Raw genomic sequence first — 14,904 nt, 5'->3', positions numbered from 1 at the left:
GACCCTGCCCCGGACGCCCGTGCGCCCGTCCGGCCCGTCAGCCCAGCTGGGCGAGGCCCTCGGTGGCGATCTTCTCGAAGACGTCGACGTCCGCCGCGAACACCGAGTCCGCGATCGGCCAGTGCACCACGATCTCGTCGAAGCCCAGCTCGGCGTGCGAGCCCGCGAAGTCGACGAAGGCGTCCACGGAGGCCAGCGGCCGGTCCGGGGTGAAGCCCGTGAGCAGCACCTTCTCCAGCTCCGCGACGTCCCGGCCCTCGGCCGCGCAGGCCGTGCCGAGCTTCTCGATCTGCCCGGCGATGGCCTCCCGGGACTGGGCGGGGGTGCCCGTCTCGGAGATCTTCGGGTCACCCGTGGTCACCCACGCCTGACCGTGCCGGGCGGCGAGCCTGAGCCCGCGCGGGCCGGTCGCGGCGACCGCGAAGGGCAGCCGGGGCCGCTGCACACAGCCGGGGATGTTGCGGACCTCGAAGGCGGAGTAGTGCTCGCCCGGGGCCGTGACGACGTCCTCGGTCAGCAGCCGGTCCAGCAGCGGCACGAACTCCGCGAAGCGGTCGGCGCGCTCCCGGGGCGTCCAGGCGCCCCCGCCGTCCTTCGACAGGGCCGTGGCGTCGAAGCCGGAGCCGCCCGCGCCGATCCCGAGCGTGATACGGCCGCCCGAGATGTCGTCCAGGGAGATCAGCTCCTTGGCGAGCGTCACCGGGTGCCGGAAGTTCGGGGAGGTGACGAGCGTCCCCAGGCGCAGCCGCGAGGTCGCGGCCGCGGCGGCCGTCAGGGTCGGTATCGCACCGAACCAGGGCCCGTCACGGAACGTGCGCCAGGACAGGTGGTCGTAGGTGTAAGCGGTGTGGAAGCCCAGTTCCTCGGCTCGCTGCCAGGTATCGCGGCCGCCCTCGGACCAGCGGCGGTCGGGAAGGATCACGGTGCTCAGTCGCATGGAACCGAGCCTACGGCCTGGCCGGCCGGCCTTGGATGTGGGGCTTGCCACCGTTTTCCCCCGGGGCACGCGCTGACGCGGCCCGCCGGGCCAAAGGCACACTTGTGCGCCATCGCGCCCGTCTGTCAACGAGAATGGGAGCGTGACTTCAGCGACCGAGCAGCCCGAGACCCCGGCCCTCCGCCGGCCAGCCGCCACGCCCCGGCTGATCGCCACCGACCTCGACGGCACCCTGCTGCGCGACGACAAGACGGTCTCCGACCGGACCGTCGCCGCCCTGGCCGCCGCCGAGGCGGCGGGCATCGACGTCTTCTTCGTCACCGGCCGCCCGGCCCGCTGGATGGACGTCGTCAGCGACCATGTGCACGGCCACGGCCTGGCCATCTGCGCGAACGGCGCCGCGGTCGTCGACCTGCACGACGGGGGCCGCTTCGTCGAGGTGCGCCCGCTGGCGCGGTCCGAGGCCCTGGCCGCGGTGGAAAGCGTGCGCGCCGCCGTCCCCGGCGTCTCCTTCGCCGTGGAGCACACCACCGGCATCCGCTACGAGACCCGGTACCCGCCCTTCTACCTCGACCCGGGCTCGGTCATCGACTCCGCCGAGCACCTGCTGGCGAACGGGTCCTCCGACGACGCCCCGACCGGTCCGATCCTGAAACTGCTCGCCCACCACCCCGACCTCGGCCCCGACGACTTCCTCGCCCGGGCCCGGGCGGCGGGCGGCGCGCACGGCTCGTTCACCCGCTCCAGCCCCACCGCCCTGCTGGAGATCAGCGGCCTCGGCGTCAGCAAGGCCAGCACCCTGGCCCAGTGCTGCGCCGCGCGCGGCATAGCCCCCGAGGAGGTCGTGGCGTTCGGTGACATGCCGAACGACCTGGAGATGCTCGGCTGGGCGGGCACGTCGTACGCCATGGCCAACGCCCACCCGGAGGTCCTCGCGGCCACCACGGGCCATACGGCCGCCAACACGGAGGACGGCGTCGCGGCCGTCATCGAGCAGATCCTGCGGGGTCTCCCCTAGGCAGGCCCGCACCACCGCTGCGCGGCGGTGTCCTCAATCGCCGGACGGGCTGGTTTTGGCTGAGGTCAGCCACATCAAGCCCGTCCGGCGCTTGAGGACGCGCCCGCAGGGCGCCCTGCCGCCGCAGGCGGCAGGGGACGGCCCGCACGCAGCCGAGCATCCGCCGGCCAGGCGAGAGGCGCCCCGCCGCCGCAGGCGGTACACACGTGCCTACAACCGCACGCCCCGGGCCCGCAGCCACGCCACCGGGTCGACGGCCGAGCCGAATTCCGGCTTGGTGCGGATCTCGAAGTGCAGGTGCGGGCCGGTCGAGTTTCCGGTGGTTCCGGACAGCCCGATCCACTCGCCCGTGCGCACCGGCTGCCCCGGGGCCGCGAACAGCGCCGACAGGTGGGCGTACTGCGAGTACCAGCCGCCGGAGTGGCGGATCACCAGGCTGATGCCGAACGGGCCGCCGCAGCCGGTGGAGACCACCGTCCCGGCACCGACCGAGCGCACCGGGGTGCCGGTGGGGACCGCGAAGTCCTGCCCGGTGTGCCCGTTCGCCCAGTTGCCGCCCGAACGGCCGTAGCCGGCCGACAGTTCGTAGGACACCACCGGGCGCGCCCACTCCGCGTCCTCGGCCGCCCCCGCGGTGTCCACGGCGGCCGGGCCGTAGGCGCCCGCCGCGGTGGTGAACCGCTCGCGGTCGACCGGCTCGCACCGCCCACGGGCGACGGCGCCGCGCGCCGTGGCGTTCAGTTCGCCGCGCGCCGCCGTCAGCCGCCGGTCGGCCACCCGGCGCTTCGCGCGCAGCCGCGCGACGTCCTCCTCGGCGGCGGGCCAGGAGGCCGCCGCCGCCCGCTCGGCGGCCGCCAGCTCCCGGCTCCTGCGGTCGGTCTCCCCCAGCGACGCCGCCAGCAGCTGCCGGCGGCGCCCGGCGGGCGACTGGCGGTCCAGCAGCTCCATCGGTCCGCCCGAGGCCGCCGCGGGGGCACCGGCGGCCGTGAAACCGCCCGTGCGGTACTGCGCCCGCGCCGCCGCCCCGGCGTCCTCGCGCAGCGCCGACGACACGATCTGCTGCTGTCGCAGCTGCCGGGTGAGCCTCCGGACGTCCGCCGACTGCTCCTTCGCCTCCCGCACCCCCCTCTCGTACCGCTGCCGCGCCCGCCCCGCCTCCTCCGCCAGCCGGAACACCGTGGAACTGACGCGGACGAGCCGGTCCGGCGGCCGGCCGGCGGCGGCGGAGGAATCCGGGACCCCCAGCGGCCAGACCACCACACCGAGCACACACCACACGGCGACACGATGTCGGTGGGACCAGCGAGACCAGCGGGAAAAACGGTACGGACTTCGCATGAACGCGATCGTTTCCCGCCCGCCACCGACACGCCCCCGCTCAAGCCCGTTCGGGGGAGCCGGTACCGCTACAAGAGCGGCCGACGGCCCGCCGGCGCCCTCCGGACGGCCTACAGGGGCGCCTCCCACACCACCCGCGTGCCGCTCCCGTCCGCACCGATCCCCGGCCCGTACGTACTGGAGCCGCCCAGCGACTCGGCCCGTTTCGCGAGATTGCGCAGCCCGCTGCGCCGGCCGCCCTCCGGGATGCCGACCCCGTCGTCGGCGACGGTCAGCCGGACCGCCTCCCGCCCGTCCGGCAGGGTGACCGTCGCGTCGACGACCACCTCGATACGCGAGGCCCGGGCGTGCCGGAAGGCATTGGAGAGGGCCTCGCGCAGGGCCGCGATGAGGTTCTTGCCGGTCAGCTCGCCGACCTTCGCGTCGACCGGGCCGACGAAGTTCGCGGACGGCTGGAAGCCGAGCGGCACGGCCGCCGTGCCGATCTCCCGCAGCACCCGGGTGCGCAGCCCGGCGGGCGCCTCCCCGGGGCCCTGCTGCAGGGCGAAGATCGCGGTGCGGATCTCCTGGATGGTCACGTCCAGCTCGTCCACCGCCTGCCCGATCCGCTCCCGCACCTCCGGGACGACGGCCTTGCGGGCGGCGCCCTCCAGCATCAGCCCGGTGGCGAACAGCCGTTGGATGACCAGGTCGTGCAGGTCCCGGGCGATCCGGTCGCGGTCCTCGAAGACGGCGAGCCGTTCCCGGTCGCGCTGGGCCTCGGCCATGACGAGCGCGAGGGCCGCCTGCGCGGCGAACTGTCCGGCCAGGGTGCGTTCGGCGTCGGTGAACTTCCGCGCGCCACGCGCGCGGGGCGTCGCGAGCGTGCCGAGGACCCGGTCGCCGCTCTTGAGCGGCAGCAGCATGCTCGGCCCGAACCGGGGCGCCACCTCGGTGATCATGCGTGGGTCGGTCGCCGAGTCGTCGATGAACACCGGCTCCCCCGCGAGAAGCCGGGAGACCACCGGGCTGTGCGGCGGTATCACCGTGCCCAGCAGCCCGGCCGGCTCGTCGGCGGAGACCGCCACCATCTCCAGCCCGCCCTCGCCGTCGGGCAGCAGCACGATGCCCGCCGCCGAGTCCGCGAGCCGCCGGGCCTGTTCCGCGACGACCGCGAGCGCGTCCTCGGCGTCGTTGCCCGCCAGCAGGGCCGTGGTGACGGCCACCGAACCGTCGATCCAGCGCATCCGCTGACGGCCCTGTTCGTACACGCGCGCGTTGCCGATCGCGATGCCCGCCTCGGTCGCCAGGATCTTCACCATGTGCAGGTCCGCGATGCTGAACTCGCGGCCACCGCGCTTCTCGGTGAGATAGAGGTTGCCGAAGATCTCGTCCTCGACACGGATCGGCACGCCCAGGAAGTTGCGCATCGGCGGATGCTCCGGCGGGAAACCGGACGACCGCGGGTCGTTGGCCAGGTCCTGGAGCATGACGGGCGCGGGCTGGTGGATGAGCGCGCCGAGCAGCCCGTGGTGGCCGTCGGGCAGGGCACCGATGCGCCGGTGCTGCTCCTCGGTGACCCCGTAGGTGATGAAGTCGGCCAGCCCCTCGCCGCTGGAGTCGATGACCCCGATGGCGGCGTACTCGGCGTCGGCGAGATCGGCGGCGGTCGCGGCGATCCGGTCGAGGACGCTGTGCAGCTCCAGCCCGGTGCCCACCGAGCGCATGGCCTCCAGCAGCTGCGGCACCCGTGCGCTCAGCTCCGTGGACATGCCCTGGAGGCTGCGGGTGGCCTCCGTGGCGATCTCCAGGGGGTCCATGCGCCGCGGCGCCTCCCGACCGCCGGGGGTGCCCGCGGCGTCCGCGGGGGGTTCTTCCGTCGCTGCCATGCCCCAGAGCCTAGTAAGTACCATTTGTCAGGGAAAGAGCGTTACGGCCGGTGTCCGCCACCAGTTCCCGTTCCAGCATCCGCCGGAACGGGCCGTCCGCCGCCGCCAGCTCCTCGTACGCACCCCGCTGCACCGCCCGTCCCCGCTCCAGCACGATCACCTCGTCGACCGCCGCCAGCCCGGCCAGCCGGTGGGTGATCAGCACCGTCGTCCGGCCCTCGGTGGCCGCCAGCAGATCGGCGGTCAGCGCGTCGGCGGTCGGCAGGTCGAGGTGCTCGGCGGGCTCGTCCAGCACCAGCACGGGGAAGTCCGCGAGCAGCGCCCGGGCCAGCGCGAGCCGCTGCCGCTGCCCGCCGGACATCCGCGCCCCGTGCTCGCCGACCAGAGTGTCGAGCCCGCGCGGCAGGCCGTCCACCCACTCCAGCAGCCGTGCGGTCCGCAGCACCGCGCGCAGCTCCTCCTCGTGGGCGTCCGGCCGCGCGAGCCGCAGGTTCTCCCGCACCGAGCTGTCGAAGAGATGCGCGTCCTGCGCGCACAGCCCCACCAGCCGCCGCACCGCGTCGCCGTCCATGGCGGCGGCGTCCTCCCCGGCCAGTGTGTACGCCCCGGACTCGGCGTCCAGGAAACGCAACAGCACCTGCGCGAGCGTGGTCTTGCCCGAACCGGACCGGCCCACGACCGCCACCCGGCGTCCCGGCACCAGCTCCAACGACAGCCCGTCCAGGGCCGGCACTTCCTGGCCCGGGTAGCGGGCGGTCAACTCCTTGACGCGCAGCGGGAACGGGGAATCCGGTGCGGGCCGCGAGCCGTCCCGCACCGGCAGGGGGGCGTCCAGCACCTCGTGCACCCGCTCGGCGGAACGGCACACGCGCTGCCGGTAACGGACCGCGAGCGGCAGCGCCGACACCGCCTCGAAGGCCGCCAGTGGCATCAGCACGACGACCGCGAGCCACAGCCCGCCGAGCCGGCCGTCGTGCACGGCCCCCACCCCCGCCCAGGCGGCGGCGGCCACGGTCAGCCCACAAGCCAGGGCGGACAGCCCGGCGCCGAGCGCCCCCGCCGCCGAGGCGCGCCGGGCGATACCGGTGAGCACCCCGTCGGCGTGCCGCACCCCGGCCAGCCGGGCGGGCAGCGCGCCCGCCGCCGTCAACTCCGGTGCCCCGGCCAGCAGATCCACCACCCGGGTCGCCAGCACGCCCCGCGCGGGTGACAGCCGGCGCTCGGCGCGCCGGGCGACCGCGGCCGACAGCGCGGGCACGGCCACCCCGGCGGCCAGCAGACCGACGGCGAGCACCGCGCCCGCCTCCGGCAGCAGCCACGCGGTGAACCCCACCGAGGCGACACCGACGACGACGGCCGTACCGAGCGGCAGCAGCCAGCGCAGGAAGTAGTCCTGCAGCGCGTCCACGTCCGCGACGAGCCGGGACAGCAGATCACCGCGGCGCGTCTCCCGCAGCCCGGCCGGGGCCAGCCGCTCCAGCCGCCGGTACACCTCGACCCGCAGCCCCGCCAGGGCCCGCAGCACGGCGTCGTGCGAGACCAGGCGCTCCGCGTAACGGAAGACGGCCCGGCCGATCCCGAAGGCACGGGTCGCGGTGACGGCGACCATCAAATAGAGCACCGGCGGCTGTTGCGAGGCCCGTGAGATCAGCCACCCGGAGACCCCCATCAGCCCGACGGCGCTGCCGAGCGCGAGACTCCCGAGCACCAACGCGAGCCCGAACCGCCCCCACCAGGGCCGGCCGGCGGCCCGCACCCGGGCGAGGGCCCGGGCCCGCGGCCCGGGCCCGCCGGGCGCGGCTGCCCTTTCGGCGACGCCTGCCCGGGCATCGGCGGAGCGAGCCGCGCCACCGCCGTGGCCGGCCGGCACGGCCGGACCACCCGCGGCGGGCGCCCCGGGCGCGACCGGCCCCATGTCGACAGAACCACCGGCGAGGCGGCCATCCGATACGACCGAACCGCCCGGCCGGATACCGACCGCCTCGGAGTGCACAACCGGGCCGGAGGCCAACGGCAGGGGGACCACTCGGTCGGCTACAGCCAGCAACGCCGGGCGGTGGGTCGCCAGCAGCACCGTGCGGCCCTCGGCCAGTCGTCGGACGGCCGCCACCACGGCGGCCTCCGTCTCGCCGTCCAGGCTCGCCGTCGGCTCGTCGAGCAGCAGCACGGGGCGGTCCGCGAGGAACGCCCGGGCCAGCGCCAGGCGTTGGCGCTGGCCGGCGGAGAGCCCGGCGCCGTCCTCGCCGAGGCGGGTGTCAGTGCCGTGGTGCAGCACGGAGACGAAGTCGAGCGCACCGGCCGCACGCAGTGCGTCCCGCACCTGCGCGTCCGTGGCGTCCGGCCGTGCCAGCCGGACGTTCTCGGCGACCGTGCCGGCGAACAGACGAGGTCGTTGCGGGACCCAGGCCACCTGGTCCCGCCAGCTTTCGGGGGAGAGCGATGACAGGTCCGCACCGCCCACGCACACCCGCCCGGCCGTGGGCCGCGCGAAGCCCAGCAGCACGTTCAGCAGGGTCGTCTTGCCCGTGCCGCTCGGCCCCACGAGCGCGACCGTCTCCCCGGGCCGCACCTCGAAGGAGACCTCGGGCAGCGACGGTGCGGCCCGCCCCGGGTGCCGCACCACGAGCGCCTCGACGCTGAGCGCGGCGCTCCGCGCGTCCGGTGCGGGCCGGGTGCCGGCCGGGGCGGGCTCGGTCTCCAGGACGGCGAAGACCTCGTCGGCGGCGGCCAGCCCCTCCGCCGCCGCGTGGTACTGCGCGCCCACCTGCCGCAGCGGCAGATACGCCTCCGGCGCCAGGACCAGCACCATCAGGCCGGTGGAGAGGTCGAGTTCGCCGTGCACGAGCCGCATGCCGATGCCGACCGCGACGAGCGCGACCGACAGTGTGGCCAGCAGTTCCAGGGCGAAGGAGGAGAGGAAGGCCAGGCGCAGCGTGCGCAGCGTCGCGCGCCGGTAGTCGGCGGTGATGGAGCGGATCGACTCGGCCTGCGCCTTGGCCCGCCCGAAGACCTTCAGGGTGGGCAGCCCGGCGACGACGTCGAGGAAGTGCCCGGAGAGCCGGCTCAGCAGCCGCCACTGCTTGTCCATCCGGGACTGGGTGGCCCAGCCGATGAGGACCATGAAGAGAGGGATGAGCGGCAGGGTGAGGACGATGACGAGCGCCGAGACCCAGTCGGCGGTGACGATCCGGGCGAGGACCGCGACCGGCACCACGACCGCCAGGCCGAGCTGGGGCAGATAGCGGGCGAAGTAGTCGTCGAGCGCGTCCACTCCGCGCGTGGCGAGCGCGGTCAGCTCGCCGGTGCGCCGCGTGGCGAGCCAGGAGGGCCCCAGCCGTGTCGCGTGCGCGAGCAGCCGGGTCCGCAGCTCGGACTTGACCGCCGCGCTCGCGCGGTGCGCGGCCAGCTCGGTGAGCCAGGACACGGCCGCCCGCCCCACGGCGACGGCGGCCAGCAGGGCGAGCGGCGCGCCCAGATCACCGGTGGTGCGCCCGTGCTGGAACGCCCCGGTCACCACGTCGGCGATCAGCATCGCCTGGGCGATGACCAGGCCGGCCCCCGCCAGCCCGAGCACGACGGAGGCGACCAGGAAGAAGCGGGTCGCGGTGGCGTACCTGAGCAGTCGGGGGTCGACGGGCTTCATGCGCGATCAGTCCTCGGTCGAGGTCGAAGGTCCTGGCGGGAGGGCACGTGAGCGGACCGAATCCAGCCCGTCCGGCGTTTGAGGACGCCGCCGCGCAGCGGTGGTGCGGGACGACACGACACGGCCTAGTGGACGGTGCCGGCGGCAGCGGGAATGTGCTGGGTGCCGATCCGCTTGCGGAAGACCCAGTACGTCCACGCCTGATACCCGATGATCAGCGGAGTCATCGGCACCGCGACCCACGTCATGATCTTCAACGTGTAGGGGCTGGAGGCCGCGTCGGCCGCCGTGAGGTTCCAGGCCGGGTCGAGGGACGACGGCATGACGTCCGGGAAGAGGGCCAGGAAGACCAGGGCGAAGACGGCCGCGACGGTCACCCCGGAGAAGGCGAAGGTCCAGCCCTCGCGCCCGAAGTGGTTCATGGCCAGCGCCGCGACCAGGGCCGCCCCGGCGACGATCAGCGCCACGAGGCTGCGGCCGTTGCCGGACTCGATCTGCGTCCAGCCGAGGAAGGTCACGCCGAGGACGGCGGAGGTCATGCCGAGGACGGTCGCCCGGGACCGCGCCCGGTGACGGATGTCGCCGACCGTCTTCAGCGTCGCGAAGACCGCGCCGTGGAAGGTGAAGAGCACGAGCGTGAGGGCACCGCCCAGCAGGGCGTAGGGGTTCAGCAGATCGAGCACGTCACCGGCGAAGTTCTTGTCCCGCCCGATCGGCACCCCGCGCACGATGTTGGCGAAGACCAGGCCCCACACGAAGGCGGGCAGCAGCGAGCCCCAGAAGATCGCGTGCTCCCAGTTGCGCTGCCAGCGCTCCCCGGTCCGCTTGTGGCGGTACTCGAAGGCGACGCCGCGCAGGATCAGACAGACCAGGATGAGCAGGAACGGCAGGTAGAAGCCGCTGAAGAGGGTGGCGTACCAGTCGGGGAAGGCCGCGAAGGTCGCGCCGGCCGCGGTGATCAGCCAGACCTCGTTGCCGTCCCAGACGGGCCCGATGGTGTTGATCAGCACCCGGCGCTCCGCGCGGTCCCTGGCGAGGAGCTTGGTCAGGACGCCGATGCCGAAGTCGAAGCCTTCGAGGAAGAAGTAGCCCGTCCACAGGACGGCGATCAGCAGGAACCAGAGGTCGTGGAGGTGCATGGTCGGTGTCTCCGTTCCGCCGCGTCAGTACGCGAAGGTCATCGGCTTGTCGGCGTCCTCGGGCCCGTCGGCCCCCGGCGAGGGGAGCCGCAGCCTCGGGTCCTTCGTGGGCGGCTTCTCGTCGGTGTCCGGACCGGCCGTGGCGTACTTCACCAGCAGCTTCACCTCGACGACGGCGAGGATCCCGTACAGCAGCGTGAAGATGCCCATGGAGGTGAGGACTTCGGCCTGGCTGACGCCGGGTGAGACAGCGTTGCCGGTCTTCATCAGCCCGTAGACGGCCCAGGGCTGACGGCCCATCTCGGTGAAGATCCAGCCGAAGGAGTTGGCGATCAGCGGGAAGCCCATGGTGAGGATGCCGATGCGCCAGGACCAGGTGGTGAAGAACGGGCTCATCTCGCGGGTCCGCGTCAGCATCAGCCGCGGGACCTCGTTCTCGCCGGTGCGGAAGCGGGGGGCCAGCCAGAACTTCTTGCGCGTGGTCCACAGCCCGATGAGCGCGGCCACGAACGACGTCATCCCGAACCCGATCATGAGGCGGAAGCCCCAGAAGGTCATGAAGATGCTGGGGATGTAGTCCTCGGGCGCACCGCCGTAGCGGGCGGCCTCCCGTGCGGCGATGTCGTTGATGCCGGGGACGGCGTCGGTGAAGTTGCTGTGGGAGAGGAAGGACAGCACGCCGGGGATCTCTATCTCGACGCTGTTGTGCCCCTTGGAGACATCGCCCACCGCGAACACCGAGAACGGCGCCGGTGCCTTGGTCTCCCACAGCGCCTCGGCGGCGGCCATCTTCATCGGCTGCTGCTCGAACATCACCTTGCCGAGGCTGTCGCCGCTGATCGCGGTGCCGAGCCCGGCGATGACCGCGACGACGAGCCCGACGCGCAGCGAGGTCCGCATCGCCCCGACCTGGTGCCGCTGCTTCTCGCCCAGCTCCTCGCCGCGCAGTTGCCTGCGCTTGGCGCGCCACAGGTGCAGGGAGGCGATGCCGACCACGAACGCGCCGCCGGTGAGGAAGGCCGCGGTGATGGTGTGGAAGACCACGACCAGGGTGGTGTTCTGCGTCAGCACCGCCCAGATGTCGGTGAGCCGGGCCTTGCCGGTCGCCTTGTCGATGGCGTAGCCGACGGGGTGCTGCATCCAGGAGTTCGCGGCCAGGATGAAGTAGGAGGAGAGGATCGTGCCGACGGCGACGATCCAGATGCACGCGCAGTGAATCTTCTTGGGCAGCTTGTCCCAGCCGAAGATCCACAGCCCGATGAAGGTCGACTCGAAGAAGAAGGCGAGCAGGGCCTCCATCGCGAGCGGCGCCCCGAAGACATCACCGACGAACCGCGAGTAGTCCGACCAGTTCATGCCGAACTGGAACTCCTGCACGATGCCGGTGACCACGCCCATCGCGATGTTGATGAGGAAGAGCTTTCCCCAGAACTTCGTGGCGTGAAAGTACTTGGCCTTGCCGGTGCGCACCCAGGCCGTCTCCAGCCCGGCGGTGATGGCCGCCAGGCTGATCGTGAGCGGCACGAAGAGGAAGTGGTAGACGGTGGTGATGCCGAATTGCCAGCGCGCCAGCGTCTCCGGCGCCAGAGCCAGGTTCACGTGGTCTCTCCTTGCCTCTCGCGTCACCGGCGGCTTCCGCCCCGATGGTTTTGCACCTCTTTGCCCCAGTGAAAGCGGGGCATAAAAGACGAGCTTGTGAACGCGTTCACATTCACAAGCATTATGGCGCACCGGTTTTTCGGACAATCACCGGGGGGTACCGTTTGGCCCTTGCGGGTCCGGGGGGCGGCTGTGCGGTGCCCTCTGACGCCGGACCTCCGCCGGCCAGGCGCCCGCACCACCGCTGCGCGGCGGTGTCCTCAAGCTCCGGACGGGCTGCCGTGCTCTGTCCTCAAGCGCCGGACGGGCTCAATCAAGCCCGTCCGGCGCTTGAGGACGCGCCCGCAGGGCGCTCGCCGCCGCAGGCGGCCAAGACGGCCCGCAGCCGAGCATCCGCCGGGCCAGGCAAGACGCGCCCCGCCGCCGCAGGCGGCACGGCACGGCCCGGCCCGTAAGGCGAAGGTCCCGCCGGGAGGGCTAAAGCTCCTTGCGGAACGTCTCAGCCGTCCGTACGAAGAGATCGTTCGCCTCGGTCTCGCCGATCGTCACCCGGACGCCCTCCGGGAACGGGCGTACGACCACGCCCGCCCGCTCGCACGCGGCCGCGAAGTCCTGCGAGCGCTCCCCCAGCGGCAGCCAGACGAAGTTGGCCTGCGACTCCGGCAGGTCCCAGCCCTGCGCGGCCAGCGCGTCGGCCACCCGGGCCCGCTCCGCCACCAGCGCGTCCACCCGTACGCGCAGCGCGTCCTCGTTGCGGAGCGAGGCGACCGCCGCGTCCTGCGCGAGCTGCGTCACGCCGAACGGCACGGCCGTCTTGCGCAGCGCCGCCGCGACCGGCTCGTGCGCGATCGCGAAACCGACCCGCAGCCCGGCCAGCCCGTACGCCTTGGAGAAGGTACGCAGCACACAGACGTTCGGCCGGTCGCGGTAGAGGTCGATGCCGTTGGGGACGTGCTCGTCGCGGATGAACTCGATGTACGCCTCGTCGAGCACCACCAGCACGTCGGACGGCACCCGGTCCAGGAAGGATTCCAGCTCAGCCCGTCGCAGGACCGTGCCGGTGGGGTTGTTGGGGTTGCAGACGAAGATCAGCCGGGTCCGGTCGGTGATCGCGGCGAGCATCGCCTCCAGATCGTGCACATGGCCGTCGGTCAGCGGCACCGGTACGGGCGTGGCACCCGAGACCCGCGTGATGATCGGGTACGCCTCGAAGGAGCGCCAGGCGTAGATGACCTCGTCACCGGGGCCCGCCGTCGACTGGATCAACTGCTGCGCGACGCCGACCGATCCGGTACCGGTGGCGATGTGCGTGACGGGCACCCCGAAACGTTCCGCCAGCTCCGCCATCAGGCCCGTACAGGCCATGTCGGGGTAGCGGTTGAAGGAGCCCGCGGCCTCGATCGCGGTCTCCAGCACCCCGGGCAGCGGCGGATAGGGGTTCTCGTTGGAGGACAGCTTGTACGCGACGGGGCCGTCGGCGGCGGCCGGCTTGCCCGGCTTGTAGGTGGGAACGCCGTCCAGCGCGGCGCGCAGCTTCGGGGTCTTCTCGGTCACCGCAGGTCCTCCTCGACATCCCGTGCGCGCGGGCGCCGCACGGGGAAAGCGCACACGAATAGCGGACATGAATACTGCACACCTTAAGAGGATTGCCCCGGGCGGCGTCCAGCATCGAGTGCGGCGGGCGTACGCGCGGCCAGGGCCCGCCGTATCCGTACGGCACGGCTTCCCGCGCCGGGGGAGCGCTCCCATTTTCCCCGCGCGCCGGTGGCGGGCGCCGTGGCGCGCATCCCTCGTGAAGGTGAGTTGAGACCTCTTCGAGACCTGAACCATTCACGAGACGCGGATATGCCAGAGGCGCGTGGGCCCTTATGACGTCCCCCAACTGTCTTTGTTTCCATGGTCATTACGGGGACGCGACCGTGCAGAAACGTTGCTGTCAACAGCGAAAACCGGATCCCCGCCAACGGACCAACCGAGCCCTACTATCGGCTCGCCATGACAGCAGCAGGGAAGCACCAGGTGAGCCGGACCGACCTCTCCCGCAGAGGCAGCCGGCAGGGCCGTGCGGGTATCCGGGACGTGGCCGCCGCCGCCGGGGTGTCGATCACGACGGTCTCCGACGCGCTCAACGGCAAGGGCCGGCTACCGGACGCCACCCGCCGCCATGTCCGCGAGGTCGCCGACCGGCTGGGCTACCGCCCGTCGGCCGCCGCCCGCACCCTCCGCACGGGCAAGTCGGGGCTCATCGGCCTGACCGTGACCACGTACGGGGATGAACCTTTCACCTTCACCGAGTTCGCGTACTTCGCCGAGATGGCCAGGGCCGCCACCTCCGCCGCCCTCGCCCGCGGCTACGCCCTGGTCATCCTCCCCGCGACCTCCCGACACGACGTGTGGTCCAACGTCGCCCTCGACGGCACCGTCGTCGTCGACCCCTCCGACCACGACCCCGTGGTCTCCGATCTGGTCCGCCAGGGCATCCCCGTCGTCTCCGACGGCCGCCCCGCCGGCACCCTCCCCGTCACCGCCTGGGTGGACAACGACCACGAGGCGGCCGTGCTCGGCATCCTCGACCACCTCGCCGCCGCCGGCGCCCGGCGCATCGGGCTGCTGACCGGGACCACCACCGACACCTACACCCGGCTCTCCACCACCGCCTATCTGCACTGGTGCGAGCGGGTGGGCCAGGACCCGGTCTACGAGGAGTACCCCGCCCACGACCCCTGCGCCGGGGCGGTGGCCGCCGACCGGCTGCTCGCCCGCCCCGACCGGCCCGACGCCGTGTACGGCCTGTTCGACCCCAACGGCACCGACCTGCTCGCCGCCGCCCGGCGCTACGGCCTGCGGGTGCCGGAGGACCTGCTGCTCGTCTGCTGCAGCGAGTCCACGGTCTACGCCACCACCGAGCCGCCCGTCACCACCCTCTCGCTCAAGCCGCGGCGCATCGGCACGGCCGTCGTCCAGCTCCTCATCGACGCCATCGAGGGACTCGACACCGGGCAGCCGGTGGAGCAGGTCATACCGACGGAGCTGATCGTGCGCACCTCCTCCGAGCGCCGCCCGCCCCGCACCACCATCAGTCCGCCGCGCGGCCCCGCCACGCCCTGACCGCAGCCGGTCAACCCACCACACGAGCCGGTCACCCGAAGCCCTGAACGGTCAACCCGAGCACTGGGCCGAAGAACCGGAGACCGCACCCCGACGGAACCCGCGGACCGAGCGGACCGAGCGAAGACCGAGCGGAAACGCCGTGACAACGGCGTATATCGGCCACGGCAGGGATCCGTCGGCCACAGGAGAGGTCCGTCACCAACCCCCCGGACGGCTTCTCCAGGCCCCCGCCAAGGGGAGCGAACGACCCA

9 protein-coding genes are annotated in these 14,904 nt (G+C 72.9%); 2 read left to right on the top strand and 7 right to left on the bottom strand.

Going from position 1 to position 14,904, the window contains the following annotated elements; translation table 11 throughout:
* Window positions 1–37: 37 nt before the first annotated feature.
* Window positions 38–937 (bottom strand): LLM class flavin-dependent oxidoreductase, encoded by a 900-nt coding sequence (locus ACZ6MA_RS21195; RefSeq protein ID WP_469435434.1) that lies wholly within the window; start codon window positions 935–937, stop codon window positions 38–40.
* A gap of 142 nt (window positions 938–1,079) precedes the next feature.
* Between ACZ6MA_RS21195 and ACZ6MA_RS21190 the strand changes: the two genes are divergently transcribed.
* On the top strand, window positions 1,080–1,955 hold the full coding sequence (locus ACZ6MA_RS21190; RefSeq protein ID WP_469435433.1) for an HAD family hydrolase: 876 nt from the start codon (window positions 1,080–1,082) through the stop codon (window positions 1,953–1,955).
* Between the two features lie 210 nt (window positions 1,956–2,165).
* On the opposite strand, the gene ACZ6MA_RS21185 is transcribed toward ACZ6MA_RS21190, so the two are convergent.
* From ACZ6MA_RS21185 to hisC, 6 genes are all read right to left on the bottom strand, one after another.
* On the bottom strand, window positions 2,166–3,233 hold the full coding sequence (locus ACZ6MA_RS21185; protein ID WP_469435432.1) for a M23 family metallopeptidase: 1,068 nt from the start codon (window positions 3,231–3,233) through the stop codon (window positions 2,166–2,168).
* A gap of 170 nt (window positions 3,234–3,403) precedes the next feature.
* Entirely contained in the window at window positions 3,404–5,092 is a 1,689-nt protein-coding gene (locus ACZ6MA_RS21180) for a GAF domain-containing sensor histidine kinase (RefSeq protein WP_469435497.1), read from the bottom strand.
* Between the two features lie 79 nt (window positions 5,093–5,171).
* Entirely contained in the window at window positions 5,172–8,804 is a 3,633-nt protein-coding gene (gene cydD / locus ACZ6MA_RS21175) for a thiol reductant ABC exporter subunit CydD (protein WP_469435431.1), read from the bottom strand.
* Window positions 8,805–8,929: 125 nt separating this feature from the next.
* Window positions 8,930–9,943, bottom strand: a complete 1,014-nt coding sequence (gene cydB / locus ACZ6MA_RS21170) for a cytochrome d ubiquinol oxidase subunit II (protein ID WP_469435430.1) — start codon at window positions 9,941–9,943, stop codon at window positions 8,930–8,932.
* A gap of 24 nt (window positions 9,944–9,967) precedes the next feature.
* Window positions 9,968–11,542 carry a cytochrome ubiquinol oxidase subunit I gene (locus ACZ6MA_RS21165; protein WP_469435429.1) on the bottom strand — a complete coding sequence of 525 codons (1,575 nt, stop codon included), beginning with the start codon at window positions 11,540–11,542 and terminating at the stop codon, window positions 9,968–9,970.
* Window positions 11,543–12,019: 477 nt separating this feature from the next.
* Window positions 12,020–13,096, bottom strand: coding sequence for a histidinol-phosphate transaminase (gene hisC, locus ACZ6MA_RS21160; protein WP_469435428.1), 1,077 nt, complete (start codon window positions 13,094–13,096; stop codon window positions 12,020–12,022).
* Window positions 13,097–13,537: 441 nt separating this feature from the next.
* Here hisC and ACZ6MA_RS21155 point away from each other — a divergent pair, with 441 nt between their 5' ends.
* A complete protein-coding gene (locus tag ACZ6MA_RS21155; RefSeq protein WP_469435427.1) occupies window positions 13,538–14,650 on the top strand; it encodes a LacI family DNA-binding transcriptional regulator in 1,113 nt (370 codons plus the stop codon).
* Window positions 14,651–14,904: the final 254 nt, after the last annotated feature.

It is taken from the genome of Streptomyces sp. NPDC042259 (assembly GCF_055582085.1).
This window is presented reverse-complemented; position numbering and strand designations above follow the sequence as displayed.

Excerpts from the sequence above, each read along its gene's own strand:
- ACZ6MA_RS21195 (WP_469435434.1), bottom strand. The coding sequence starts at position 937 with ATGCGACTGAGCACCGTGATCCTTCCCGACCGCCGCTGGTCCGAGGGC.
- ACZ6MA_RS21180 (WP_469435497.1), bottom strand. The coding sequence starts at position 5,092 with ATGGACCCCCTGGAGATCGCCACGGAGGCCACCCGCAGCCTCCAGGGC.
- cydD (WP_469435431.1), bottom strand. The coding sequence starts at position 8,804 with ATGAAGCCCGTCGACCCCCGACTGCTCAGGTACGCCACCGCGACCCGC.
- cydB (WP_469435430.1), bottom strand. The coding sequence starts at position 9,943 with ATGCACCTCCACGACCTCTGGTTCCTGCTGATCGCCGTCCTGTGGACG.
- ACZ6MA_RS21155 (WP_469435427.1), top strand. The coding sequence starts at position 13,538 with ATGACAGCAGCAGGGAAGCACCAGGTGAGCCGGACCGACCTCTCCCGC.